This is a genomic window from Allobosea sp. 05T422_2, assembly GCF_056396265.1.
Genome location: NZ_JBFTLD010000009.1, coordinates 1 through 23,465 on the forward strand (window position 1 = coordinate 1; position 23,465 = coordinate 23,465).

Consider the following 23,465-nt stretch of genomic DNA (forward strand, 5'->3'; position numbering starts at 1 on the left):
GTTCATCACCGGCGGCCTTCTCTTTGGACGGCTTGTGTCGGCTGCTCAGAGCTGGTGGCCGCGCTTGCGCATTTCCTGGCTGAACCGATCGAACAGGAAGTTGCTGGTCTGCAGGGTCCATGGCTGCAGCACGACGAAGATCTCGTCGATCGCCTGCGGACGGAAGGCGTTGTAGCGCTGCCCGACCGGCGACTTGAAGAAGGCGGCGACCTCCTTGAGGTCGKACTCGGTCATCTTCTTCGCGAAGATCTCGCCTGCCGCGGTGATCATCTCCGCGATCTTCTGATCGGATTCCGGCTTCAGCGTATCGATCACCTCATTCAGATCCTTCTGGATCTCGGGACGGGTGGTGCCGACGATCTGGCGGACGCGATCGCGGAACTCGCCGTAAATCGACTCGAAGGACTGTGCGATGCCCGAGGAGATCACGACATCGCGGCCAGCCTGGAGCTGCGAAGCCGTCACCGTGGAGGCCGGAGCCGGGGTCGCAGCCGGAGCCTGGGCCTGCGCAGGCACGGCGAATACAAGCGCCAGACCGACGGCCACGCCGGCGAGGTGGTGACGGAACATTGCGTTGGGCCCCTTCATTATCAGGCTGACTCACACAGCCCGGGCATGACCCTCGCCCGCCCTTCGGCAAGCGAGCCGGTCCACCCGGCGGTTTCGGTATCGCCGCGATCGGCGTGGTGACGTATCCGTCCGGTTCCGGGCGGCGTGGTGCGCGTCTCCTTAGCGCGGATTGCGCCGGAATGGAATCATTCGATCGTGCCGAGAATCTTCAGGCCCGAGCTGCTGGCGAGGATGGCGCAGGAGGCAATGCCGAGGAAGAGCCCGTGCTCGACCACGCCCGGAACGGCGTTCAAGGCGGCGGCGAGCGCCTCGGGCTGTTCGATGCGCCCGAGATGCGCATCAAGGATGAAATGGCCGCCATCGGTGACCAGCGTCGAGCCGTCCGGGCGCAGCCGCAGCTTGATCTCGCCTGCCGCCCCCGATGCCGCGATCGCGGACGCCACGGCGCGACGCGTCGCCTCAAGCCCGAAAGGCACGACCTCGATCGGCAGCGGGAAACGCCCGAGGGTCTCGACCAGCTTGGTGTCATCGGCGATGACGACCATGCGCTTCGAGGCCACCGCGACGATCTTCTCGCGCAGATGGGCTGCTCCGCCACCCTTGATCAGGCGAAGCTGCGGATCGACCTCGTCTGCGCCATCGACCGTCAGGTCGAGCTCCGGCGTCTGATCGAGCGTCGACATCGGGATGGCCAGCGCCATGGCCTGGGCCTGCGTCGCTTCGGAGGTCGCGACGCAGAGCACATCCAGCCCCGCCGCAACGCGAGCGCCGAGCAGGTCGACGAAATGCTTCGCCGTCGAGCCCGTGCCGAGGCCGAGCCTCATGCCTGGGCGAACCAGTTCGAGCGCGCGCGCTGCCGCCTGCTTCTTGAGGTCGTCGGGGCTCATCAGCTTGTCCTGACCTGTCACGCGCCCAGCCCGCCGAGGAGCATGTACTTGATCTCGACGAACTCATCCATGCCGTGGAGGGAGCCCTCGCGGCCGAGGCCGGATTCCTTGACCCCGCCGAAGGGCGCAACCTCGGTGCCGAGGATGGCGGAGTTGATGCCGACCATGCCGTATTCGAGCTCCTCGGCGACGCGGAAGGCGCGACCGAGATCCCGGGTGTAGAAATAGGCGGCGAGCCCGAAGGGCGTGTCATTGGCCATGGCCACGACCTCGTCCTCGCTGGTGAAGCGATAGACCGGAGCGAGCGGGCCAAAGGTTTCCTCGCGCGTCACCAGCATCTTCGTGGTGACGCCGGCAAGCACGGTCGGCTCGAAGAAGGTGCGACCGAGCGCATGGCGCTTGCCGCCGACCACGACCTTCGCCCCATTGGCGACGGCATCGGCGACATGACGCTCGACCTTCTCGACCGCGCGCTCATTGATCAGCGGCCCCTGCACGACACCGATTTCGGCACCGTTGCCGACCTTCATCTTTGCGACTTCGCCGGCGAATTTCGCGACGAAATCGTCATGGATGCCGTCCTGCACGAAGAGCCGGTTGGTGCAGACGCAGGTCTGACCCATGTTGCGGTACTTGGCGATGATCGCGCCCTGCACGGMAGCGTCGAGATCGGCATCGTCAAAGACGATGAAGGGCGCATTGCCGCCGAGCTCGAGGCCAACCTTCTTCACCGTCGAGGCGGCCTGCTGCATCAGGAGCTTGCCGACCGGCGTCGAGCCGGTGAAGCCGATGAAGCGCACGGCCGGGTGCGAGGTCATCACGCCGCCGATGGCCTGCGCATCGCCGGTGACGAGATTGATGACGCCCTTGGGGAAACCGGCCCGCTCGGCCAGTTCGACCAGAGCCAGTGCCGTCAGCGGCGTATCCGGGGCCGGCTTGACCACGAAGGTACAGCCGGCGGCGAGACCGGGAGCGCATTTGCGGGTGATCATCGCGGCCGGAAAATTCCAGGGCGTGATCGCAGCGCAGACGCCGACTGGCTGCTTCTGGACGATGATGCGCGAATTCGGGAAGGGCGAGGGAATCGTCTCGCCATAGATGCGCTTGGCCTCTTCGGCGTAGAACTCGACGAAGGAGGCGGCATAGGCGACCTCGCCGCGCGCTTCGCTCAGCGGCTTGCCCTGCTCGGCGGTCATGATCTGCGCCAGGTCCTCCTGGTTCGCCATGATCAGGTCGAACCATTTGCGCAGGATCACCGAGCGCTCCTTGGCGCTCTTCTTCGCCCAGGGCTTGAAGGCCCGCGAGGCGGCTTCGACCGCAGCGGTGGTCTCATCGGCGCCGAAGCGCGGCACCTTGGCCAGCAGCTCGCCGGTTGCGGGATTGTCGACCGCATCGACGCCCGCGCCGATCCAGGCGCCATCGACATAGCACTGCGATTTCAGGAGCGACGGATCATTCAGCTTCAGCATGGCGGGCCTCGACGCGATTGCGGACATGCCCGGGCCTCTAGCACGAGCGATCGCGTCGCGCCGATTCAAAATGCCGCATGCTGCAGGTGCTCGAAGCGCAGGACGGGGCTATTTCGTCTGCGGTGTACAGACCACCTTGTCGTCGAAGACGTAGCAGATGCTCATCTCGCCGGTGCGAACATTGACGCGGAAGATGCCACCTTCACGCTCGTGGCGCGACGGCATCAGCAGGTAGTCGCTCGGCGCCTGCGGGCCGGCCCCCTCCCCCGCCGGGAAGCAGRCAGTGACGCCGACGCCGCCTTCCTTGAGCTGGAACTGGCAGGCGCCGACCTCGCCGGTGGCGCGATCGACCCTGTAGACACGGTTGAGATCCGTCTGCGGCGCAGGCGCAAACTCGAAGGGCGCGGCCTGAGCGGAGACATGCGGCACGATGCAGGTGCCGAGCGCCAGCAGCGCCCTGAGCACCGACCGGCGGAAGCCGGCGTTTTCAAGATATTCAGACACCACTGCCATCCTTCACGCGAATCAAGGCAAAGATAGCATTGTTGCTGCCTGCCAAGATGACGATCCGGCGCGGCTCGCTTGCCAAACCGGACCAGACCGCCTTTAGAGGCCCAAAGCACCTGCGCACCGGAACCCCGCCCATGAGCTTGCTCCCCATCGTCGTCTTCGATCTCGACGGCACCCTCGCCGAGACCGCGCCCGATATCATGCGCACGCTCAACGTCATTCTCGAGCAGGAAAAGCTCTCGCCCCTGCCGTTGGAACGCGCGCGTGAACTCGTCGGCGCCGGCGCCCGCGCCCTGATCGAACGTGGTTTTCGCGTCTCCGGACGGCCGCTCGACGAAGAGACGCTGGAGCGGCTGTTCCAGGACTTCCTGCGAATCTACGCCGAGGACGTCGCCTCGAACAGCTATCTCTACGAGGGCGTCGTTGCTGCCATGCAGGCCTTGGCGGAGGACGGTTATGCGCTCGCCGTCTGCACCAACAAGCCGATCCTGCACACGCGCCTGATCCTCGAGCATTTTGGCATCAGCGGGCATTTTGCGGCTGTGGCCGGGCGCGACAGCTTCGCCTTCCACAAGCCCGACCCCCGCCACCTGACGCTGACGATCGAAGCCGCCGGCGGTGACCCTAGGCGCGCGGTGATGATCGGCGATTCACGCACGGATATCACCACCGCGCGTGCCGCCGGTATCCCCTCGATCTGCGTTCCCTTCGGCTATACCGATGTCCCGATCGAGGAGCTGGAGCCCGATCTCGTGATCCAGCATTTCGACGAGTTGCACGGCGCCGTGCGGCAGATACTGGAGCCGGCGCCCGCGCTTTGCGCATCGGCGAAATAGCGATCGGCGGGGCTTTGATCGGCTCCGCTGCTGACMGATCAGGTCGGGTGACGCGGCCCGTCGTTGAGGCAAGCAGCGCGATATCTGCGTCACAACTGGATAGCCATGCTGATGCACGCAAAGCGCGCTTTGCACAGATCTCGACAGCGATATGAAGAGGAAAAATGGTGGGCGGCACAGGGATCGAACCTGTGACCCCTCCCGTGTGAAGGGAGTGCTCTACCGCTGAGCTAGCCGCCCGGACCGGCGCTTCTCCTAGTCGCGGACACATGCGCCGTCAAGGCGCAGTTCCGCCAAGCCCGCACGCAGCCGGGGAAATCTCAGCACCGACCCAGCCGCAGTGCTGTAGGAGGCCCTCCCCGCCTCCATCAGGCGGCAACGCCACACAATGCGACATTGCGGCGAATCCCGACAGCTGACTTCGCTGGCGCGGACCGCCAGGCCGCAGAGCACGCGCGTCACCTGCCGCTCACGCCGCGCATATCCGTTGCCMATGGGGAAAGCGCGCCTTTGGCCCTGGAGGGAACAGAGCGGGTCACGTTCCGTTCATCCGCAGCGAGCTATTCACGCCTCGAATCGGAGGACCCATCGATGCTGCTCAGAAAACTGATCCTCACGTCGGCAGTGGTCTCGGCGCTGATCCCGGCGGCAKCGGCGCACGCACAGTATTATGACCCCTATGACCGCCCGCCGCCGCGCTACGGCTATGATCGGGGCTGGGACTACGACCGGCCACCGCCGCCGCGCTACGGCTATGAGCGCCCCTATCGCCAGCCGCGCTATGGCGACATGTGCGTCACCTCCCGCGGCTCCTGCGAAGCGCCGCCATCGCCAAGAGGCGCCCCTTGCCGCTGTTATTTCGACGGTTTCGGCCCCAAGCGCGGCGCCATTCAGTAGAAATCTCGGCGAGATCGCGAGCAAGCCCTGGCTCGCGATCTCGTCAGGTCCGATTGTGTCAGAGCGCGGGCCTTCGGCCCCGGATCACTTGAAACCGATCAGGATGCCGTCTGCCCCAAGCGCAAGCTGCAGACCCTGGCTGCGCGTGTTCAGCTTCATCGTGACGCCATTGCTGTTGCGGAGCCAGACGCTGCCCTTGCCCTGCGCTCCCAGCGCCCAACCCTCGCGCAACTGGACATAAGCCCCCGCGAAGTCCTGCAAGCGGTGAAGGCCGTAGACCGTCCCGGTCGCCGTCATCCGTGAAGCGCCGAAGCCGCCGAAGCCCACACCGCCGACCGTGATGCCGTAGGAACGGCCGCCGAACTTCAGCGTTCCGCCGCCGACCTCGCCGGAGCCGATGAAGGCAACCTGGACCTGCTGGATGCGGACCGAGCCTGTCGGCGGACCGAGCGTCCGCTGCTGGGCAGCAGCCGGTGCGGCGGCCGAGGCGATGGCAAGGAAAACTGCAGCAAGGACAGACGACCCGATCGGCATCGAGCGAACTCCTTCGCTGGACTGGTTTGCTCAGACTGTCAGAGTGTGTCCGCGATGCGGGATCGCGTCCATTGCGCCGGCTTCGCGGTCAGGGGAAATCCCCTGCAGGGGCGCGCTTGAACATGGTCTCGATATCCCGCACCGCGTCGGCATAGCGGATGACATTTCGCTGGTTTTCGAAGGAGAGCGACCGGTAAAGCCCGACGAGCGCTTGCTCCTCAGCGGAAACCTGCATCAGACGACCGCCCTCGCGCGTTGCGCACCATCCACCGGCCCCTTGCACGGCTCGGACACAGGAATTCCCTATGGCGGTTGCAGATGAAGCAACTACGCGCGAACACCCGATTGGTTTCAGCCTCGCCCCGGCACGGCAGCAGGCGCGTCCCTCGAACACCTGATCATGCCCGGTCGCGGGGCCGACGATTCCGGCGCCAGATGGCCAATGTCGGCCAGAAGGCCGCGAGCGCCACGAAGACCGTCAGCAGGAGAAGCGCGACCACCATCTGAACAAAGTCGAAATTGGGAGCGCTGGGAGCAACGAACCAAGCGGCGACGATCCCGGCCAAGGCCAGCAATGCCTGAATGATCCAGTTGAACATCGTTAGGCCCTTCCGCAGACTTGTCCGGTCAAACACAGGTTCCGGACCCGAGACGGATTGTGACCGAGACGGGCGGGATGTGTCGAGCAATCAGTGCGCCCATGCGATACAGAGCCATGCCGATCCGCCCAACCCCTCGAACTGTGATCGCAGACGCCTTTGAGGCCGCGGCTGATAWCCTGCCGCGCCTGTTGCGGCGGCTCGGCGGGGCGGCAACGGCCTGTCCGCGGCGGCGTCACCGCCATCTGGTCCCAGTGACATGCCTCGCAGGCGCGCTGCTCGCGTGTCCGGCCTTGGCAGCGCCGGAGGAGCCAGCCTCCTCCGGAATCGACCAGGCCCTCTGCCGGCTGATCGACGAAGCGGCGCGGGGCCAGGGGGTTCCGGCCGCCTTCCTCACCCGGCTGATCTTTCAGGAATCGAGCTTTCGCCCGGGCGTCACCAGCCCGGCAGGAGCCCAGGGCGTGGCGCAGTTCATGCCGGGCACGGCGCGCGAGCGCGGCCTGCTCGACCCGTTCGACCCGGAGCAGGCCGTGCCGAAGGCTGCCCATTTCCTGGCGGAGCTGCGCCAGCGCTTCGGCAATTGGGGACTTGCCGCCGCCGCCTATAACGGCGGCCCGAACCGGGTCGCATCCTGGCTCGCCGGTCGCGGCGGCCTGCCATTCGAGACTGAGAATTATGTGCTCTCGATCACTGGCGTCGCCGCCGAGACCTGGGCCGAGGATGCGCGCGCGGCCGTGAACGGCGACGGGCGCGACCGCCCTGCCCGGCGCGCAACGCGAGACGAAACCTCGTTCTGCGCAACGACGGTCGTGGCGATCCGCGCCGGCAGCAAGCCGCTCGAGCTGCGCGAGGCGCCCTTCGCGCCATGGGGCGTGCAATTGGCCGGAAACTTCTCGAAGGCACGCGCGCTGGCGTCTTTCCAGCGGGCGAGCGAGAAGCACCGGACGATCATTGCCGAGCTGCAACCGATGATCATCGGCACACGGCTGCGCAGTCGCGGGACGCGGGCCTTCTATCGGGTGCGGCTGCCAGCCGCCACACGAACCGAGGCAACCGCGCTGTGCCGTCGCATCMAGGCGCAGAACGGGGCCTGCGTCGTGCTCAAGAGCTGAGCGGCCAAGTTTATGTTGCAGGTGCGCAACGCGGCGGTCGAAAGCCCGTGCCTCGCGTCGATGTGATGCCACAATGATTGCACGCCAAACGTGAGTCTGACAGGAGATTGAGGAGATGTTGACTTTTTCCGGTCAACTTCATGTCCGCGCGAATCCACGCCCTGAGGTCCCGATGAACCGCTCTTTCCGAATGGCCATGTTCGCAGGCTTGGGCCTGATGGCTGCCGCGTCGACTGCCAATGCCTATGAGATCGATCCGCTGACGCGCCAGCCATTGATGCAGAACCCTGAGGCCGCCAAGGCGCAGGCTACCGCCATTCCCCGCGAGATCGTGTCCTATGACACCCGGCAGCGGCCCGGCACCATTGTGATCAACACGACCGAGCGCCGACTCTATTTCGTGCTGCCCGAAGGCAAGGCCGTGCGCTATGGCGTCGGCGTCGGCCGCCCCGGCTTCGACTGGTCCGGCTCGCAGGCCATCACGCGCAAGGCGGAGTGGCCGACCTGGACCCCGCCGTCGCAGATGCTGAAGCGGCGCCCCGACCTGCCGCGCTTCATGCCCGGTGGCCCGGAGAACCCGATGGGCGCCCGCGCCATGTATCTCGGCTCGACCCTGTATCGCATCCATGGCTCGAACGAGCCGGAGACGATCGGCCAGGCCGTGTCGTCGGGCTGCATCCGCATGCTGAACGATGATGTGATCGACCTTTACGAGCGCACCAAGGTCGGCACCCGGGTCGTCGTCGCCCGCTGAGCGACCCGCTTCCCTGGATAAGGAAGGCCGGCCTCGTGCCGGCCTTTTTCTTGTTCGAGCCGGGCGGTCCTGACCGCGCCGGTTCGGAAGCCGGTCACCTCCGTCTGACAGGCTCCCGCGACAGCCCCTTGGCGGCGAGAGCGTCGAGATAGGCCTGCGTYTTCTCCTGCGCATGCTCGCCGAGCTCGCGCAGATAGTCCCAGGCAAAGATGCCGGTATCGTGCATGTCGTCGAAGGAGAGCTTGAYGGCGTAGTGGCCGACGGGGTCGACGCCGATGATMTCGACCTCGGCCTTGCCCGGCACCGTCTTCTTCTGGCTCGGGTCATGGCCCTGGACTTCGGCGGACGGGCTTTCCACCCGCAGCAGCTCGGCCGCCAGCGCGAAGCTCGCGCCGTCCTCGAAGGCAATGTGGAGGGTGCGCCGATCCTTGGAGAGGCGGATTTCGGTGGGCCAGGCTGACATCTTCGTTTTTCACCAAGGGGATGTGACGATCGCAGCTATTGACGCCACGCACGCCAGTGCCAATGTCTGAACATGATATAGCTATGCGGCTGCCACCACGCACGTGCGAGCAGCGGATGGTGGAAACGCTGTAGAGACGAAACCAGAGTGCTGATCGACTCCCACAAGCCCGTGATGCGCCCGCCGCTGATCGATCCGTTCGGCCGGGAGATCAGCTATCTGCGCATCTCCGTGACGGATCGCTGCGATTTCCGCTGCGTCTACTGCATGTCCGAGGACATGACGTTCCTGCCCAAGCGCGATCTGCTGACGCTGGAAGAGGTCGACCGGGTTGCGACCGCCTTCGTGGCGCGCGGCACCCGCAAACTGCGCATCACCGGCGGCGAGCCGCTGGTCCGGCGCGACATCATGAACCTGTTCCGCTCGCTCTCGCGGCATTTGACCAGCGGCGCGCTTGATGAGTTGACCCTGACGACCAACGGCTCGCAGCTGGAGCGCTATGCGAGCGAGCTCGCAGCCTGCGGCGTGCGGCGCATCAATGTCTCGCTCGACACGCTCGATCCGGACAAATTCCGCGCGATCACGCGCTGGGGCGATCTCGGCAAAGTGCAGCGCGGTATCGAGGCTGCGCGCGAGGCCGGGCTCAGGGTCAAGATCAATGCGGTGGCCCTGAAGGGCGTCAACGAGGATGAGATCGAGGGCCTGATGCAATGGGCCCATGGACTCGGCATGGACCTCACCTTGATCGAGGTGATGCCGCTMGGCGAGATCGAGCCCGGACGCATCGACCAGTTCCTGCCGCTCTCGATCGTCCGCGCGAGGCTGATGGACCGCTATACGCTCGACGACGATCCCTATCGTACCGGCGGCCCGGCGCGCTATGTCCGAGTTCGCGAGACCGGCGGGCTGCTCGGCTTCATCACGCCGATGACCCATAATTTCTGCGAAAGCTGCAACCGGGTGCGCCTGACCTGCACCGGCACTCTCTACATGTGCCTTGGCCAGGAGGACGCCGCCGATCTGCGCGCCGCCGTGCGCGCCTCCGGCGACGATGCCCTGCTCTACCGTGCCATGGACGAGGCGATCTCGCGCAAGCCGAAGGGCCATGACTTCGTCATCGACCGAAGGCATGCCCGCCCTGCCGTCAGGCGCCATATGAGCGTGACGGGGGGCTGACGGTCGGCGCGCGCAGCCGAATGTGCCAGACTTGTCTCCAGCGGCAATAACCTGCGCCCCCTGTCGCCCAAGCGGGCAACTCCCGACGATCCGGAAGCGCGACCTGCGGCCTGCGGTTATCCACGGGGACGGCCTGTCATCCCCGCCGGCTGGCTCAGGTCGGGGCCGGCCGGTCTCAAAGACGTCGCAGCTCAGTGGCTTTGATACCACGCGAGAGCATCTGCCTCCGCCTGTCTGATCCACGCATCCTTGCAGTCGCCATAAGCGTGGGAGTCGTCGGGGTGCCGGCTCCGGCAGTCCGCCTTTACGCGATCATAGGCGGCTGCGATGTCGGGACGGGCCCGGAGATAATCGCGGAACGCCAGGTGTCGCGTGATCTCCGGGGAGCCTTCGGGATAGCAATGGAGCTGGACGAGCCTGCGCCCCGTCTCCGTATCGGCTTTCGTAAGGTAGCGCCGGCCGGCCAAGCCAAGCTCTCCCCACCATTCGTATCCGAGCGTTTCCAGCTCGCCTTGCCGGGCATCGAGCGCAGCCAGGCTCCCGACCACTGGCAGAAGGTCCAGGATCGGCTTGGCGTGAATGGCCGGGATCGCTGTCGAACCGACGTGATGAACGATGAGCAGGCATGGCCCGATCGCCTCCGCAAGACGTTGCGCCTCGCGCCCGGCGAGATCGGACCAATGGGGATCATGGGGGTGCAGTTCAACTGTGATGGGCGGCGGCATGCCAGTGCTCTTCCATTCAGGGCAGAGCTCTTTCTACGATGCCGCTGCCCGGCGCAAGGACGAGCACGTTGAGGGAACCGGTCACTCTCCAGGTGGCTGCGGAGCGCCCCGGCCTCCTACATCCGATAGGCCATCCGCACACCGCCCCAATGCCGGCCATTCACGCGGAGCGGCGCGTCGACCTCGCGCATGAGCTGGGTGACATCGCCCATGTCGCGCCGGTAGGACTGGACGAGGAAGGGGCGCACGGAGCGGGCCGACATGATGCCGGCGCGATCGTGGAACATGCGGCGGTTGCGGCTATGCGGCGCGTTCCAGGCAGGATCGCCCTTGCGCTGCGGATGGGCGAACTCGGGGTGGTGCACCGGAATATAGCCGTTGCGATCGATCGGCAGGGCGAAGACCAGCCGCGGATCGCTGGCCAGTTCCTCGGCGAGCGCCGGCGGCAACAGCGCCTCAAGGGCCGGCAAGGCGCTGTTGGTGTATTGCTGCGGCTCGGTCTCCGGCACGGGCAGATAGTTGACGTCAAAGAGCTGGGCCTCGGACAGCTTCCCATCCCGCAGTGCCTGCTCGAAGAGCGTGCCCAGGCGAACCGCGAAGAGCTGCGCGCGCTCGATCAGCGGCCGATAGGATTCTTCGATCTCGTCGAGCAGACGGCGCAGGGGCTCATGCTCCCTGACGGTCGCTTCGCCGAAGGCGACATGCAGGCCGAGCTGGCTCGACGCCATCAGACGGCAGGCCAAAGGCGGCAGGCCAGCGATGGTGATCGTCCCGCCCGTGCCTGGGCGGATGCCGGGATCGGACTGGGCGAGCAGCAGCGTTCCACCCAAGCCGAGGTCGATCGTCTGCGCGTTGAAGGTCGTGGCGCCGAAGTGTCCCTCGACCGGATACTCCGCAGGGAACCTGTCATGCTGGCGGCGGTCGGCGAAGACGGTGTGCCGCAGCAATGGCACGAAGCGCCCCATCAGTCCTTCGGCCTGGCGCGCGCCATCCGACATGGCGGCGCGCGCCTCGGCGCTGCGGGCCGCTGCGCCCAAGGCCATTTCGTCGATCTCACCGACCTGCCGGGAAACCGTATCGATGAAGCGGGCCGTCTCGTCGGCGCTGCGCGACAGTTCCGAGGCCGCTGCTGCCTGCTCGAGCGAGGCGCTGCCGATCGCCGCGATCACCGGATTGACGTCCCGCACCATTTGCAGCGCATCATTGACGATCGCGGCCGAGCCCTGGGCCGTCTGGGTCAGCCGATCGACACGGTTGCGGATATGGTCGACCGCGTCGCGCACCTCGATGGAAAGCGCCTTCACTTCCTGGGCAACCACGCCGAAGCCGCGRCCGGCCTCGCCGGCGCGCGCCGCTTCGATGGTCGCATTCAAGGCAAGCAGATTGGTCTGGCGCGCGATCTCGGCAATGGAATCGACGATGCTGCGGATCTCGACCGTGGCGGAGGCGAGGCCTGTCATCATGTGCGTCGCCTCGCCGGCACGCATGGCCGCCGCCTCCAGCATGTCGCGCGCGCCATTCATCGAGCTGCCGACCTGCTCGGCCGCGTCGGAGACCTGCTGGGTGGCGGTCGCGAGCGCGCTCGAATTCATGCTGGCCGTCTCGGCCGCCTGCCTCAGATCGCCGGTACGCCTGTGAATGCCGATCGAACCACCCTCGGCCTGGCTCGATGTATGCTCTGCCTCATAGAGGCGCCCGGTGAGGCGTCGCAGGGCGGCAACGACATCCTGCTCGAGCGCATTGACGGCTTCGCGGATCGAGGCATCGTCGAGCGGATCKGGAAGTTCGATCGCTTCTGCCGGCGACGTCGGCTCCGCAGTGGCGACAGGCCCGGCTGCAACGGCACGGTCTTGGGTGCCCAACCAGCGCCGGACCCTTTCGCGAAACATCAGCCAATCCCGGACAGCGCAAAGTCGAACCTTTATGGTCGGGCAATGTTAACAAAGCTTCTCCCGAAGCCACGACTTGCCCAAACGAGAGGCCGAAAGCGCGCAGGGCCATGCGCCGGAAGCGGGATTCGCCGTCCCGGACCGGCATGGACCCGATGCGAGGCTGCAGCTAAAGCTCTGATCATCCGCATTGCCCTCCCCCAGGCCAGCCCATGACCAGTCATAGCTACGACGTGATCGTTGCCGGTGTCGGTGCCATGGGCTCCGCCGCCTGCTGGCATCTCGCGCGGCGCGGACTGAAGGTCCTTGGCCTCGAGCGCTTCGACCTCGGCCATGCGATGGGCTCGTCGCATGGCATGACGCGGATCATCCGCCTCGCCTATTTCGAAGGCTCGCATTACGTGCCGATCGTCCGGCGCGCGCATCAGCTCTGGTCCGAGACCGGCGCGGAAGCGGGCATGCAGTTGCTGCACGTCACCGGTTCGCTCGATCTCGCCCCCGAAGGCGCCGGGCCGGTCGAGTCCTCGCTGCGCTCCTGCCTCGACCACGGGTTGACGCATGAGGTGCTCTCGGGCCAGGAGATCGCGCGCCGTTTCCCTGGCTTTCAGCTGCCGGCGGGACATGTCGGTCTCTGGCAGCCCGATGGCGGGTTCGTCGCCTCCGAGAAGGCGATCTATGCCCATGTCGGCCTCGCCCAATCGCGTGGCGCCGAGATCCGGACCAATGAGCCGCTGCTCGACTGGGCGCCGACAGCGCAAGGCGGCGTGGTCGTTCGCACCGAGCGCGGCACCTATTCCGCTGGCCGGCTGGTGATCACCTCCGGCGGCTGGATCGCCGACGCGGTCCCGGCATTGGCTGCGAATGTCTCGACCGTGCGGCAGGCCATCGGCTGGTTCACGACGCGACGGCCGGAGCTGTATCGTCCGGGCGCCTTCCCCGTCTTCATCCTCAGTGTCGAGGAAGGCACCTTCTACGGCTTTCCGCTCTACGAGCATCCCGGCTTCAAGCTCGGCGGCCCGCATTTCGGGCGCGAGCCGATGGATCCGCGCGAGCCGGACCGCACGCCGAGCCCGCGCCAGGTGGCGCTGATCCGCGATTGCCTCGCCCGCTACCTGCCCGATGCCGCCGGAGAACCGCTCAGCCTCAAGGGCTGCGTCTACACGGTGACGCCGGACGAGGATTTCGTAATCGACGCCGTGCCGGGCGTCCCGCAGGCCGTGTTCGCATCCGCCTGTTCCGGCCATGGCTACAAATTCGCCAGCGCTATCGGCGAAATCCTCGCCGACCTCTCCACCACCGGCCAATCCGCTTTCGATCTCAAACCCTTCTCGCTCAGCCGCTTTCCGGAAGCGTGAGCCGCCGCGAGCCCGGCGCAGAACTTCTGCGCGACGGCCTCTCGACGCCACCAGGACCTTGCCTTGGCCAGTTCAGCCGAAAACCGTCGCGGAATCATCGCCATGCTGCTGGCGATGTTTCTCTTCACCTGCAACGACGCGCTCATGAAGCTGGCACGTGAAGTCTACCCCGTCGGGCAGGCGATCTCGCTGCGGGCCGTCTTTGCGGTGACGACGGCCCTCGCCATGATCTGGATGATGGGCGAAGGCCGCAAGCTCGGCGAAATGTTCAGGCCGCTGGTCCTGCTCCGCGGGATGATAGAGGCCGCAATCGCCCTGATCTTCATCTGGTCGGTGGCCAAGCTCCCACTCGGGAACATCACCGCCATCCTGATGGCCTCACCGCTCATCATCCTCGTCCTCGCGGTGGCGCTCGGCATCGAGAAGGTCGGCTGGCGCCGGACGGTTGCCGTCGCGGTCGGCTTTATCGGCGTGCTGGTCGTGATCCGGCCGACGCCCGAGCATATGAACATCGCCGCGATTGCGGCCCTCGTCAGCGCGATATTGGCGGCGGTTCGCGATCTGGTTACCCGCAGGATTGGCAACCACGTCCCTTCGACGGTGATTTCGTTCACGGCGACGATCATCGTCGGCCTCTCCGCCTTCGCACTCGGCTTCTTCGAGACCTGGGTGCCGGTCCAGCGGATCGAGACCGTCTATGTCGGCGGCGCGGCCGTGCTGGTTTCGCTTGGCAGCTTCTGCATCGTCAACGCCTTCCGGAACACCGATGTCGGGGTCGTCACCGGCTACCGCTATTCCGGCGTCGCCTTCGCGGTGCTGATCGGGCACCTGCTCTGGGGCGAGATTCCGGACGCCTGGGCCGTCACCGGCATCGCGCTGATCGCCGGCAGCGGCCTCTACACCCTGCATCGCCAGCGCGTCGTTCCCAGTGCCAAGCTCAAGATCGAGGGTGGCCCTGCGTCATGAGCGGCCAGCCTGTTGCAGCGAAGCCCGCCCTGCTCGTCCTGGTCGCGATCTCGACCCTGCAGCCGATCGCCMTCAACCTTCTCGCGCCTGCGACACCAGCCGTGGCGCGCCATTTCGGCACGAACTACGCAACGATCCAGCTCACGCTGACGCTGTATCTCGTCTCTGTCGCGCTGATCCAGTTGCTGATCGGCCCGCTCTCGGACCGCTTCGGGCGGCGGCCCTGCGTCAATGGCGGGATCATCGTCTTCATTCTCGGCTCGATTCTCGGAGCATTGGCCCCCACCACGGAAGTCCTGCTGGCGGCGCGCGTGCTGGAGGGCGYTGGTGCCGGTACGACCTTCGCGCTCGCCCGGGCCATCATCCGCGACAGCGCCCATCGCGACGAGGCAGCGAGCCAGATCGCCAGCGTCACCATGGTCATGGTGGTGGCGCCGATGATCGCACCCTATCTCGGCGGCCATATCGAAACCTGGTTCGGCTGGCGGATGATCTTCTGGGCAATGACCGCAGCCGGCGTGCTCGTTCTCCTGCTGACGGCGGCCCGATTGCCGGAAACCGCTCCGAATGTCGGCATCAGGACATCGCTGCTCGGCGTCTTCCGCTCCTTCCCGCTCCTGGCGCTCGACCGGGAGTTCATCGTCAACGTCATCGCGCTTTCGATGACATCGGCCGCGTTCTTCGCCTTCGTCGCCGGAGCCCCCTTCATCGTCGTCGAGACGATGGGCCGGGGCTCGGATGTCTATGGCGCCTACTTCATCCTGAGCGCGTTCGGCTACATGGTCGGGAATTTCGCGATGTCGCGGCTCGCGGTCAGGCGCGGGGCCGCTCCCCTGGTGCGGCTTGGCCTGATCATCTCCGTGGTGATGATGAGCATCGCGATGGTGTTCGCGATGAGCGATTACTGGACGCCGCTGACCCTGTTCCTGCCGCTGGCGATCAGCTCGGTCGGCAATGGCTTGACGATTCCCGGTGCGGCAGCTGCAGCGCTGTCCGCCAAACCCGAACTTGCCGGCTCCGCAGCCGGGCTGATGGGAGCCATCCAGCTCGGTGTCGGTGCGTTGGCCACGATCGTGATCAGCTGGCTTGTCATACTTTGGCCGCAGTCCCTGATCGCCACGATGTGGCTGATGATGGCGATCGGGCTATTTTCCTTGCGTTTCAGCGGCTTCCGGCGACACAGCTGATCCCCAGCCTGTCGCCCTGCGTAATCTTGTGCTGCCCCAKACCTTCGTATAACCAGCGCTTAACCAGCGCGACATGGCCCTCATGCGTCGCGTGCATTCATAATCTGGGAGAGCGGGTGTGCAGGGACTTCTCAAGGTCAGCCGCATCATCGACGCGATCAACAGTCAGATCGGCAAGAAAGTTGCCTGGCTGATCCTGCTGGCAGTCATCGTCGCAGCGGTGAATGCGATTATCCGCAAGATGTTCAACATGTCGTCGAATGCCTGGCTCGAGCTGCAATGGATGCTGTTCGGCGCCGTCTTCCTGATGTGCGCCTCCTGGACGCTGCAGGTGAAAGAGCATATCCGCATCGACATCCTGAACAGCCAGTTGCCGAAGCGCGTTCAGCAATGGATCGACCTTCTCGGTCATCTCCTGTTCCTGCTGCCGTTCTGCGCGCTGATGATCTACCATTCCTGGCCGTTCTTCTGGCGCTCCTACGCGGTCAATGAGCAGTCGCTCTCGGCCGGCGGCCTGCCCCAGTGGCCCGCCAAGGGGCTCCTGATCGTCGGCTTCTTCATGCTGTTCTGCCAGGGCATTTCGGAGGTCATCAAGCAGATCGCGATCATGCGCGGCCTCCTGGAGGACGAAGAGACGTTGCGTGGCCATGCGGCCGCTGCGGAAGCGGAAGCGCAACGCCTGCTGGATCAAGCCAAGGCCCAGGGCCTGGCTTCGTGAGCAACCCAGAAGAACTCCGGAAACCGCCGATGACCGCCTCCCGCTTCGCGCGCGCARCCGGGCTTTTGCTCGCGCTCACCCTGACTGCCTTCTTCAGCCTGCATATGGGCGATGCCCATGCCGCGGGGATCGGGGATTTTCTGCGCGTCAACATGGCGCCGGTGATGTTCGCCGCCCTCGTGCTCTTCCTCCTGCTCGGCTACCCCGTCGCCTTCGCACTCGCCGCCAACGGTCTGCTCTTCGCGCTGATCGGCATCGACCTCGGCATGTTCCAGGAGAACTTCCTGCAGGCGCTGCCGGAACGCATCTACGGCACGATGAACAATGACGTGCTGCTCGCCATTCCCTTCTTCACCTTCATGGGATTGGTGCTCGAGCGCTCGGGCATGGCGGAAGACCTGCTCGACACCATCGGCCAGCTCTTCGGCCCGATCCGCGGCGGCCTCGCCTATGCCGTGATCTTCGTTGGCGCCCTGCTCGCCGCCACGACCGGTGTCGTTGCCGCCTCCGTCATCTCGATGGGCCTGATCTCGCTGCCGATCATGCTGCGCTACGGCTATGACCGCCGACTCGCCTCGGGTGTGATCGCAGCGTCCGGAACGCTGGCGCAGATCATCCCGCCTTCGCTGGTTCTGATCGTGCTTGCCGACCAGCTCGGCCGGTCCGTTGGCGACATGTATGAGGGCGCCTTCATCCCAGGCCTCGTCCTCGCCGGGCTCTACGCCGGTTACGTCTTCCTTGTCACCATCGTCTACCCGAAGCGCGCTCCCGGCCTGCCGCCAGAGGCACAGACCCTGCGCGACGCCGACGGCAAGACACGCCGGTTCTCGCTGCTGGTTGTCGCGATCATCTCCTTCTGCGTCGCCTACGCCTATATGAAGCTCTATACCAAGGTCGATGCCGGGGCCGATTTCGTCGTGCTGACGATGTCGATCATGGTTGGCGTCTCGCTRGTCATCGCGCTGATCAACAAGATGCTGGGGCTCAAGCTGCTGTCGCGCATGACCGAGCAGGTCATCTTCGTGATGGTGCCGCCGCTGGCGCTAATCTTCCTCGTGCTCGGGACGATCTTCATCGGCGTCGCGACACCGACCGAAGGCGGCGCGATGGGCGCGGCGGGTGCGATCCTGCTCGCCTTCAGCAAGCGCCGCCTCTCCTTCGAGCTGCTGAAGCAGGCGACGGAGTCGACGGCCAAGCTCTCGGCCTTCGTGCTCTTCATCCTGGTCGGCGCGCGCGTGTTCTCGCTGACGTTCTACGGCGTCAACGGCCATGTCTGGGTCGAGCATCTGCTGGTCKGGCTGCCCGGCGGCGCGACGGGCTTCCTGATCGTCGTCAACGTGATGGTCTTCCTGCTGGCCTTCTTCCTGGATTTCTTCGAGCTGGCCTTCATCGTGGTGCCGTTGCTCGGCCCCGCGGCCGAGAAGCTCGGCATCGACCTGATCTGGTTCGGCGTTATCCTGGGCGTGAACATGCAGACGAGCTTCATGCACCCGCCCTTTGGCTTCGCGCTGTTCTTCCTGCGTTCGGTCGCGCCCAAGCACCGCTACAAGGACAAGGTCACGGGCCTGCAGATGGAGCCCGTCACCACCGGCCAGATCTATTGGGGCGCCGTGCCCTTCGTGGTGATCCAGTGCATCATGGTGGCGCTCGTCATCATCTTCCCGAAGATGGTGATGCACTACAAGGCGTCGGCCATTCAGCTCGACCAGAAGTCGATCGACAAGCAGTTCGACTCGATCCAGATCCCGGGACTGGGCGGCAGCATGCCAGGTCTCGACCTCAACGCCCCGCCGACGCTCAACCTCAAATAGGCGCCGGTCAGCCGAAACAAAAAGGGCKGGGAGCGATCCCCGCCTTTTTTCATGTCCGTACGGCAGCGCTTGGGATCAGCGATAGAAGCTGTCGCCGAACAAGCCCCGGTCGGATTGAACCTTGCCGCGGACGATCGCGCGCACGGGCCCGAGGGTGGACTCGCCGCGTGCCTCGAGCTGGGCCGTGGCACCGACGGCAGAGCCATAGCGATTATCGGAGCGCTTGCCGAATTCGGCCCGAACCGAGCCGCCCGCGCGCACGCAGAAAGAGGAACCATCGACCCTGACATAGCCGGGGCCATATTCCKGGCAGGGACGCGTCGCCTTATCCAGCTTGGGTGCAGGCAGCTTGGCCGACGGGACGCCGCGGCCAGGGAGGGGCTCGCCGATCGACTGAGCCGCGGCGGGGACCGTTGCAGCGAACACGGCGAGCAGACCGACAATCAGACGCGGCATTCGCAAGACTTCCCGAACAAATGCGCAAGCGGCGCGCAAGGCGTGACCAGCCCTGAGTCTAGCCCGCAAGCGCGGCAAAGCAATGGCCGGCCGCCGCCCCATTGGCATGCCCGGCGGATGCGAAAAACCCCGGCCTCGCGGCCGGGGTCCGACAGGGATCGAGTTCGCCGGTTTCCCGGCGGGTCGCTCTCTTCAGAGCTGGTTGGCCGCGCGCGCGCGGATCAGAAAATTGTCGAAGCTGTATTCGGCGATCTGGAACCAGAGATATTCGTCGCCGCGGAAGGCCGACATCGCCTCATAGACCTTCTTGAAGTCGGGGTTCTTGGCTGAGGTCTCGGCATAGACCTCCTTGGATGCCTTGAGGCAGGCTTCCATGATCTCCTGCGAAAACGGTCGCAATTGTGCACCGGCGCCGACGAGACGCTTCAGGGCCGCGGGATTCCTGGCATCGTATTTGGCCTGCATGTCGACATTCGCCAGTGCCKCCGCCGTGGTCAGCACCGATTTGTAGACCTTCGGCAGCGATTCCCACTTCGCCTGGTTGATGAAGAAATGCAGCGCAGCGCCGCCTTCCCACCAGCCCGGATAGTAATAGAACGGCGCAACCTTGTTGAAGCCAAGCTTCTCGTCATCGGCCGGGCCGACCCATTCGGCCGCGTCGATCGTGCCCTTTTCCAGCGCCGGATAGATGTCGCCACCGGCGATCTGCTGCGGCACGACGCCAAGCTTGCTCATGACCTGTCCGGCGAAGCCGCCGATGCGCATCTTCACGCCCTGCATATCGGCGACGGTCTTGATCTCCTTGCGGAACCAGCCGCCCATCTGGCAGCCGGTATTGCCACCGGGAATCGCGTAGATGTTGTGCTTCTTGTAGAATTCGTTGAGCAATTCATTGCCGCCGCCATGGTAGAACCAGGCATTCTGCTGGCGCGCATTGAGGCCGAACGGCACCGCAGTGCCGAAGGCGAAGGTCGGATCCTTGCCGACATAGTAATAGGAAGCGGTGTGGCACATCTCGACAGTGCCATTGGTCACCGCATCGGCGGCCTGCAGGCCGGGAACGATTTCGCCGGCTGCGAAGACCTGGATCTGGAAATTCCCGTCGGTCGCTTCCGACACGGCCTTCGCGAGAATCTCGGAAGCGCCGTAGATCGTGTCGAGGGATTTCGGGAATGACGAGGTCACTCGCCATTTCAGCTCAGGCATAGGCTGGGCGATGGCCGGGCTGGCAATGGCGCCAGCGGCAGCCCCCGCCCCGGCAACCTTCAAGAAATGGCGACGCTTCATCTGGATTTTTCTCCCCTCAGAGACGTTCAGCGGCACCGGTTGATCCGGCTTTGCGCGCGCGCTCCAGAAAAGCAGGTCCTGTGATCCGCGCAAGTGGAAAGCATGCCCCCTATGCATTTTTTGCAGGATAGTACTTTCGTCGCAGGGGAAAGCGAGTTCCGTCAAACAAGACCGGCCMGCCTGCCCCGAAGGGAAGACCGATCTCGCGCGAACGACCAAAGAAAAAGCCCGGCTTGCGCCGGGCTTTCGCGTTGATCTCGACCGAGAAGATCTCAGTCGATGTTGCCGATCTCAGCGCGCGCGCGAACGCACCTGGAAGACGTCGAAGGTCAGTTCCGCGACCTGCCACCAGAGATACTGGTCCGAGCGGAAAGCGGTCATCGTATCGATGGCCTTCTTGAAGTCCGGGTTCTTGGCCGAGATCTCGGCGTAGAGTTCGTTCGTGGCCTTGAGGCTGGCTTCGAGGATCTCCTGCGAGAACGGGCGCAGCTGTGTGCCGGCACCGACCAGGCGCTTCAGCGCCGGCGGGTTCACGACATCATAACGCGCGCCCATCTGCGTGTTGGCATAGGTGCAGGCGGCGGTCAGGGCTGCCTGGTAGGCCTTGGGAAGGGCGTTCCACTTCTCCAGGTTGACGAAGGCATGGACCGTCGGCCCGCCTTCCCAGAAGCCCGGATAGTAGTAGTACGGCGCGACCTTGGAGAAGCCGAGCTTCTCGTCGTCATAGGGGCCGACCCACTCGGCGCCGTCGATCGTGCCCTTTTCCAGCGCCGGATAGATGTCGCCACCGGCGAGCTGCTGCGGCACGACGCCGAGCTTGGCCAGAACCTGGCCGGCGATACCGCCGATGCGCATCTTCAGGCCCTGAAGATCGGCAACGGTCTTGAATTCCTTGCGGAACCAGCCGCCCATCTGCGCGCCGGTATTGCCGCAGGGCAGGCCGTAGATGTTGAACTTCTTGAAGAACTCGTTGAACAGCTCATTGCCGCCGTTCTGATAGAGCCAGGCATTCTGCATGCGGGCGTTGAGACCAAACGGCACCGATGCGGGAATCGCGAAGGTCGGATCCTTGCCGACATAGTAATAAGAGACGGTGTGCGCCATCTCGATCGTGCCGTTGGTGACGGCATCCGCCGCCTGCAGGCCGGGAACGATTTCGCCCGCCGCGAAGACCTGGATCTGGAAATTGCCGTCGGTCAGTTCGGAGACCATCTTGGCCATGATCTCGGCGCCGGCATAGATCGTGTCGAGAGACTTCGGGAAGCTCGACGCCAGGCGCCATTTCACTTCCGGTTTCGACTGCGCAACGGCCGGCATGGCGACAGCGGAGGCCGCAGCGCCARCAGTGGCGGCCTGAATAAATTGACGACGCTTCATTATGGACATCTCCTCGGATTTCGACTTTGCGATGCGCAGGCGGGTTCGGTCCCGTTACGGCGAAGTTTCAAGGATCATTCTGGCTAGGAATGCAGTCGATCTTGCGGGCATGTTTGGTTGATCCAAACTTTCATTCCTGCCGCCGATCCGCGCCTGCACAAGATTTGCGCAGCTCTCCCCAAACATCGCATCACCGTCAACCAACCCAGACGCCTCGACAATTGCGCTCAAGGCATGGCACGGCTGCACACGAAGCGCATGGTACTTTCGCGGGGCCCGGTCAACCTCCGATCGCGCAATGCAGACAAATTGATGAGAGACGCGACATGGATCAGGACAAACTCGCCAGGCTGAGAGCCCGCTATGCCGGCGCGAGCGGGGGCGACATCCACGACCCGCGCTTCGCCAAGGTCGCTGCCGACCAGTTCAAGGGCGACCGTCGGAAATGGCCCTTCTCCGACGTTGCGACCTTCATCAGCGCGCCCTACCAGCCCGATGCACTGAGCAAGCCCGATCTCGGCGGGCTCGACGTCGCGATCATTGGCCTGCCGATGGATCTCGGCGTCACGAACCGTGCCGGCACGCGGCTGGGGCCGCGCGCGGTCCGGGCCGTCGAGCGCATGGGGCCGATGGATCACGTCACCGGCATGGCGCCCTTCGGCCAGCTCAAGGTTGCCGATATCGGCGACGTGCCCTTCCGCTCGCGCTATTCGCTCGAGAGTTGCCACGAGGATATCGAAGCGACTTTCAAGACGATCGTGAAGGCCGGCGTCTCGACGCTTGCGGTCGGTGGCGACCATTCGATCACCTATCCGATCCTCAAGGCCGTCGGCGAGAAGCGCCCGGTCGGCATGGTTCATATCGACGCGCATTGCGACACGTCCGGGCCCTATGAAGGCTCGAAATTCCATCATGGCGGGCCATTCCGGCAGGCCGTACTCGATGGTGTGCTCGATCCCGAGCGCGTCATCCAGATCGGCATCCGCGGCGGCGCCGAGTATCTCTGGGAGTTCTCCTACGAGTCCGGCATGACCGTGATCCATGCCGATGAGGTCGACCGCATGGGGCTCGATGCGGTGATCGCAAAGGCGCTTGCCGTGATCGGCGACGGGCCGACCTATGTCTCCTTCGATGTCGATTCGCTCGACCCGGCCTTCGCGCCCGGCACCGGCACGCCCGAGGTCGGCGGCCTGACGCCGCGCGAGGCCCTTGCGATCCTGCGCGGCCTCAAGGGCCGCGATATCGTCGCGGCTGACGTGGTTGAAGTCGCGCCGCAATATGACGCGACCTCGAATACGGCCCAATGCGCGGCGCAGGTCCTGTTCGCCGAACTCTGCCTGATCGCCGAGGCGCGCGCTGCCGGCAAGGGCAGGCCGTGAAACGCAAGGCCGTCCAGCTCGACGCGATCGACCGCAGGATCGTCACGATCCTGCGCGCGGAGGGCCGCATCACCAATCAGGCGCTCTCGGAGCGGGTCGGCTTGTCCGCCCGCCCCTGCCTCGAGCGCGTGCGCAAGCTCGAAGCCTCGGGGCTGATCCTCGGCTATGGCGCGAGGCTGTCGCCGGAGATCGCGGGCCACGCCATCGTCGCCTTCGCGCAGATCTCGCTGCGCGACCACTCGGTCGGGCGGCGCGAACGGGTCGAGAAGGTCTTGAGGGCCTGTCCGGACGTGGTCGAGGTGCAGGTGGTCAGCGGCGAGGCGGATTATCTTGCCCGCATCGTCGCGGATTCACTGGCGGAGTATGAGGAACTGACGGGGACCTGGCTGGCCGATGCGCAGCTCGGCGTGGCCAAGATTGCCACCACCTTCGCACTGAAGGCGCTGAAGGACTTCGACGGATACCCCCTGGCGGAGCAGTAAGCAGCGCAGCGGGCGCCATGCCCTGA

The 23,465-nt window shown here is 65.2% G+C and carries 25 protein-coding genes and 1 tRNA gene; 12 read left to right on the plus strand and 14 right to left on the minus strand.

The features are described from left to right. Positions 1-45: 45 nt before the first annotated feature. The 4 genes from AC1DJT_RS03040 to AC1DJT_RS03055 all read right to left on the minus strand — a co-directional run bounded on the left by AC1DJT_RS03040 (position 46) and on the right by AC1DJT_RS03055 (position 3,439). Complete coding sequence (locus AC1DJT_RS03040; protein ID WP_476833502.1) at positions 46-570, minus strand: DUF2059 domain-containing protein; 525 nt, start codon at positions 568-570, stop codon at positions 46-48. Positions 571-755: 185 nt separating this feature from the next. Next, positions 756-1,457 (minus strand): ribose-5-phosphate isomerase RpiA, encoded by a 702-nt coding sequence (gene rpiA, locus AC1DJT_RS03045; RefSeq protein ID WP_441489222.1) that lies wholly within the window; start codon positions 1,455-1,457, stop codon positions 756-758. 17 nt (positions 1,458-1,474) lie between these two features. Then, on the minus strand, positions 1,475-2,926 hold the full coding sequence (locus tag AC1DJT_RS03050; RefSeq protein WP_476833503.1) for an NAD-dependent succinate-semialdehyde dehydrogenase: 1,452 nt from the start codon (positions 2,924-2,926) through the stop codon (positions 1,475-1,477). Positions 2,927-3,034: 108 nt separating this feature from the next. After that, positions 3,035-3,439, minus strand: a complete 405-nt coding sequence (locus AC1DJT_RS03055; protein ID WP_476833504.1) for a hypothetical protein — start codon at positions 3,437-3,439, stop codon at positions 3,035-3,037. A gap of 131 nt (positions 3,440-3,570) precedes the next feature. On the opposite strand from AC1DJT_RS03055, the gene gph reads away from it, so the two are divergent. Beyond that, positions 3,571-4,272 carry a phosphoglycolate phosphatase gene (gene gph, locus AC1DJT_RS03060; protein ID WP_441506565.1) on the plus strand — a complete coding sequence of 234 codons (702 nt, stop codon included), beginning with the start codon at positions 3,571-3,573 and terminating at the stop codon, positions 4,270-4,272. Between the two features lie 165 nt (positions 4,273-4,437). Here gph and AC1DJT_RS03065 read toward each other — a convergent pair. Further along, positions 4,438-4,512, minus strand: a tRNA-Val gene (locus AC1DJT_RS03065). Between the two features lie 351 nt (positions 4,513-4,863). On the opposite strand from AC1DJT_RS03065, the gene AC1DJT_RS03070 reads away from it, so the two are divergent. Then, a complete protein-coding gene (locus tag AC1DJT_RS03070) occupies positions 4,864-5,169 on the plus strand; it encodes a hypothetical protein (RefSeq protein ID WP_476833505.1) in 306 nt (101 codons plus the stop codon). Between the two features lie 84 nt (positions 5,170-5,253). Here the strand turns inward: AC1DJT_RS03070 and AC1DJT_RS03075 are convergent, their stop codons facing one another. The 3 genes from AC1DJT_RS03075 to AC1DJT_RS03085 form a co-directional block, all read right to left on the minus strand. Further along, the gene (locus tag AC1DJT_RS03075) at positions 5,254-5,703 is read right to left on the minus strand and encodes a hypothetical protein (protein ID WP_441506566.1); all 450 of its coding nucleotides are present in this window, start codon (positions 5,701-5,703) and stop codon (positions 5,254-5,256) included. Between the two features lie 88 nt (positions 5,704-5,791). After that, the gene (locus tag AC1DJT_RS03080) at positions 5,792-5,938 is read right to left on the minus strand and encodes a hypothetical protein (RefSeq protein ID WP_441506567.1); all 147 of its coding nucleotides are present in this window, start codon (positions 5,936-5,938) and stop codon (positions 5,792-5,794) included. A 163-nt stretch (positions 5,939-6,101) separates the two neighbouring features. After that, positions 6,102-6,302 carry a hypothetical protein gene (locus AC1DJT_RS03085; protein WP_441489215.1) on the minus strand — a complete coding sequence of 67 codons (201 nt, stop codon included), beginning with the start codon at positions 6,300-6,302 and terminating at the stop codon, positions 6,102-6,104. A gap of 293 nt (positions 6,303-6,595) precedes the next feature. Between AC1DJT_RS03085 and AC1DJT_RS03090 the strand changes: the two genes are divergently transcribed. Both AC1DJT_RS03090 and AC1DJT_RS03095 read left to right on the plus strand, forming a co-directional pair. Further along, positions 6,596-7,414: a lytic transglycosylase domain-containing protein gene (locus tag AC1DJT_RS03090; RefSeq protein ID WP_476833506.1), complete on the plus strand. Its 819-nt coding sequence runs from the start codon at positions 6,596-6,598 to the stop codon at positions 7,412-7,414. A gap of 172 nt (positions 7,415-7,586) precedes the next feature. Then, complete coding sequence (locus AC1DJT_RS03095; RefSeq protein WP_113514822.1) at positions 7,587-8,168, plus strand: L,D-transpeptidase; 582 nt, start codon at positions 7,587-7,589, stop codon at positions 8,166-8,168. A gap of 94 nt (positions 8,169-8,262) precedes the next feature. Here the strand turns inward: AC1DJT_RS03095 and AC1DJT_RS03100 are convergent, their stop codons facing one another. Beyond that, positions 8,263-8,631, minus strand: a complete 369-nt coding sequence (locus tag AC1DJT_RS03100; RefSeq protein ID WP_476833507.1) for a gamma-butyrobetaine hydroxylase family protein — start codon at positions 8,629-8,631, stop codon at positions 8,263-8,265. A 174-nt stretch (positions 8,632-8,805) separates the two neighbouring features. On the opposite strand from AC1DJT_RS03100, the gene moaA reads away from it, so the two are divergent. Then, the gene (gene moaA / locus AC1DJT_RS03105) at positions 8,806-9,807 is read left to right on the plus strand and encodes a GTP 3',8-cyclase MoaA (protein WP_441506664.1); all 1,002 of its coding nucleotides are present in this window, start codon (positions 8,806-8,808) and stop codon (positions 9,805-9,807) included. A 191-nt stretch (positions 9,808-9,998) separates the two neighbouring features. Here the strand turns inward: moaA and AC1DJT_RS03110 are convergent, their stop codons facing one another. Both AC1DJT_RS03110 and AC1DJT_RS03115 read right to left on the minus strand, forming a co-directional pair. Continuing rightward, positions 9,999-10,532 (minus strand): GrpB family protein, encoded by a 534-nt coding sequence (locus tag AC1DJT_RS03110; protein WP_441506569.1) that lies wholly within the window; start codon positions 10,530-10,532, stop codon positions 9,999-10,001. 116 nt (positions 10,533-10,648) lie between these two features. After that, on the minus strand, positions 10,649-12,421 hold the full coding sequence (locus AC1DJT_RS03115) for a methyl-accepting chemotaxis protein (protein WP_441506570.1): 1,773 nt from the start codon (positions 12,419-12,421) through the stop codon (positions 10,649-10,651). 212 nt (positions 12,422-12,633) lie between these two features. Here AC1DJT_RS03115 and solA point away from each other — a divergent pair, with 212 nt between their 5' ends. The 5 genes from solA to AC1DJT_RS03140 all read left to right on the plus strand — a co-directional run bounded on the left by solA (position 12,634) and on the right by AC1DJT_RS03140 (position 18,458). After that, positions 12,634-13,776 (plus strand): N-methyl-L-tryptophan oxidase, encoded by a 1,143-nt coding sequence (gene solA, locus AC1DJT_RS03120; protein ID WP_441506571.1) that lies wholly within the window; start codon positions 12,634-12,636, stop codon positions 13,774-13,776. A 63-nt stretch (positions 13,777-13,839) separates the two neighbouring features. Then, positions 13,840-14,742: a DMT family transporter gene (locus AC1DJT_RS03125; RefSeq protein WP_441506572.1), complete on the plus strand. Its 903-nt coding sequence runs from the start codon at positions 13,840-13,842 to the stop codon at positions 14,740-14,742. After that, positions 14,739-15,929 (plus strand): multidrug effflux MFS transporter, encoded by a 1,191-nt coding sequence (locus AC1DJT_RS03130; protein WP_476833508.1) that lies wholly within the window; start codon positions 14,739-14,741, stop codon positions 15,927-15,929. Before AC1DJT_RS03125 ends, AC1DJT_RS03130 begins: the two co-directional genes overlap by 4 nt. 118 nt (positions 15,930-16,047) lie before the next feature. After that, complete coding sequence (locus AC1DJT_RS03135) at positions 16,048-16,647, plus strand: TRAP transporter small permease subunit (RefSeq protein ID WP_441506574.1); 600 nt, start codon at positions 16,048-16,050, stop codon at positions 16,645-16,647. A gap of 104 nt (positions 16,648-16,751) precedes the next feature. Further along, positions 16,752-18,458, plus strand: a complete 1,707-nt coding sequence (locus tag AC1DJT_RS03140) for a TRAP transporter large permease (RefSeq protein ID WP_476833524.1) — start codon at positions 16,752-16,754, stop codon at positions 18,456-18,458. Positions 18,459-18,533: 75 nt separating this feature from the next. Here AC1DJT_RS03140 and AC1DJT_RS03145 read toward each other — a convergent pair whose 3' ends face one another. From AC1DJT_RS03145 to AC1DJT_RS03155, 3 genes are all read right to left on the minus strand, one after another. Next, the gene (locus AC1DJT_RS03145; RefSeq protein WP_476833509.1) at positions 18,534-18,914 is read right to left on the minus strand and encodes a hypothetical protein; all 381 of its coding nucleotides are present in this window, start codon (positions 18,912-18,914) and stop codon (positions 18,534-18,536) included. Positions 18,915-19,106: 192 nt separating this feature from the next. Continuing rightward, positions 19,107-20,201 (minus strand): TRAP transporter substrate-binding protein, encoded by a 1,095-nt coding sequence (locus tag AC1DJT_RS03150; RefSeq protein WP_476833510.1) that lies wholly within the window; start codon positions 20,199-20,201, stop codon positions 19,107-19,109. A 291-nt stretch (positions 20,202-20,492) separates the two neighbouring features. After that, the gene (locus AC1DJT_RS03155; protein WP_476833511.1) at positions 20,493-21,578 is read right to left on the minus strand and encodes a TRAP transporter substrate-binding protein; all 1,086 of its coding nucleotides are present in this window, start codon (positions 21,576-21,578) and stop codon (positions 20,493-20,495) included. Positions 21,579-21,904: 326 nt separating this feature from the next. On the opposite strand from AC1DJT_RS03155, the gene speB reads away from it, so the two are divergent. Together speB and AC1DJT_RS03165 are read left to right on the plus strand one after the other, a co-directional pair. Then, on the plus strand, positions 21,905-22,957 hold the full coding sequence (gene speB / locus AC1DJT_RS03160) for an agmatinase (RefSeq protein WP_441489204.1): 1,053 nt from the start codon (positions 21,905-21,907) through the stop codon (positions 22,955-22,957). Further along, positions 22,954-23,439, plus strand: coding sequence for an Lrp/AsnC family transcriptional regulator (locus AC1DJT_RS03165; protein WP_069877198.1), 486 nt, complete (start codon positions 22,954-22,956; stop codon positions 23,437-23,439). Before speB ends, AC1DJT_RS03165 begins: the two co-directional genes overlap by 4 nt. The last annotated feature ends 26 nt before the right edge of the window (positions 23,440-23,465 follow it).

Bases quoted from the DNA above. Each gene is read 5' to 3' on its own strand.
- speB (WP_441489204.1), top strand. From the start codon at position 21,905: ATGGATCAGGACAAACTCGCCAGGCTGAGAGCCCGCTATGCCGGCGCG.
- AC1DJT_RS03110 (WP_441506569.1), bottom strand. From the start codon at position 10,532: ATGCCGCCGCCCATCACAGTTGAACTGCACCCCCATGATCCCCATTGG.
- AC1DJT_RS03085 (WP_441489215.1), bottom strand. From the start codon at position 6,302: ATGTTCAACTGGATCATTCAGGCATTGCTGGCCTTGGCCGGGATCGTC.
- AC1DJT_RS03095 (WP_113514822.1), top strand. From the start codon at position 7,587: ATGAACCGCTCTTTCCGAATGGCCATGTTCGCAGGCTTGGGCCTGATG.
- gph (WP_441506565.1), top strand. From the start codon at position 3,571: ATGAGCTTGCTCCCCATCGTCGTCTTCGATCTCGACGGCACCCTCGCC.
- rpiA (WP_441489222.1), bottom strand. From the start codon at position 1,457: ATGAGCCCCGACGACCTCAAGAAGCAGGCGGCAGCGCGCGCGCTCGAA.
- AC1DJT_RS03075 (WP_441506566.1), bottom strand. From the start codon at position 5,703: ATGCCGATCGGGTCGTCTGTCCTTGCTGCAGTTTTCCTTGCCATCGCC.
- AC1DJT_RS03080 (WP_441506567.1), bottom strand. From the start codon at position 5,938: ATGCAGGTTTCCGCTGAGGAGCAAGCGCTCGTCGGGCTTTACCGGTCG.
- solA (WP_441506571.1), top strand. From the start codon at position 12,634: ATGACCAGTCATAGCTACGACGTGATCGTTGCCGGTGTCGGTGCCATG.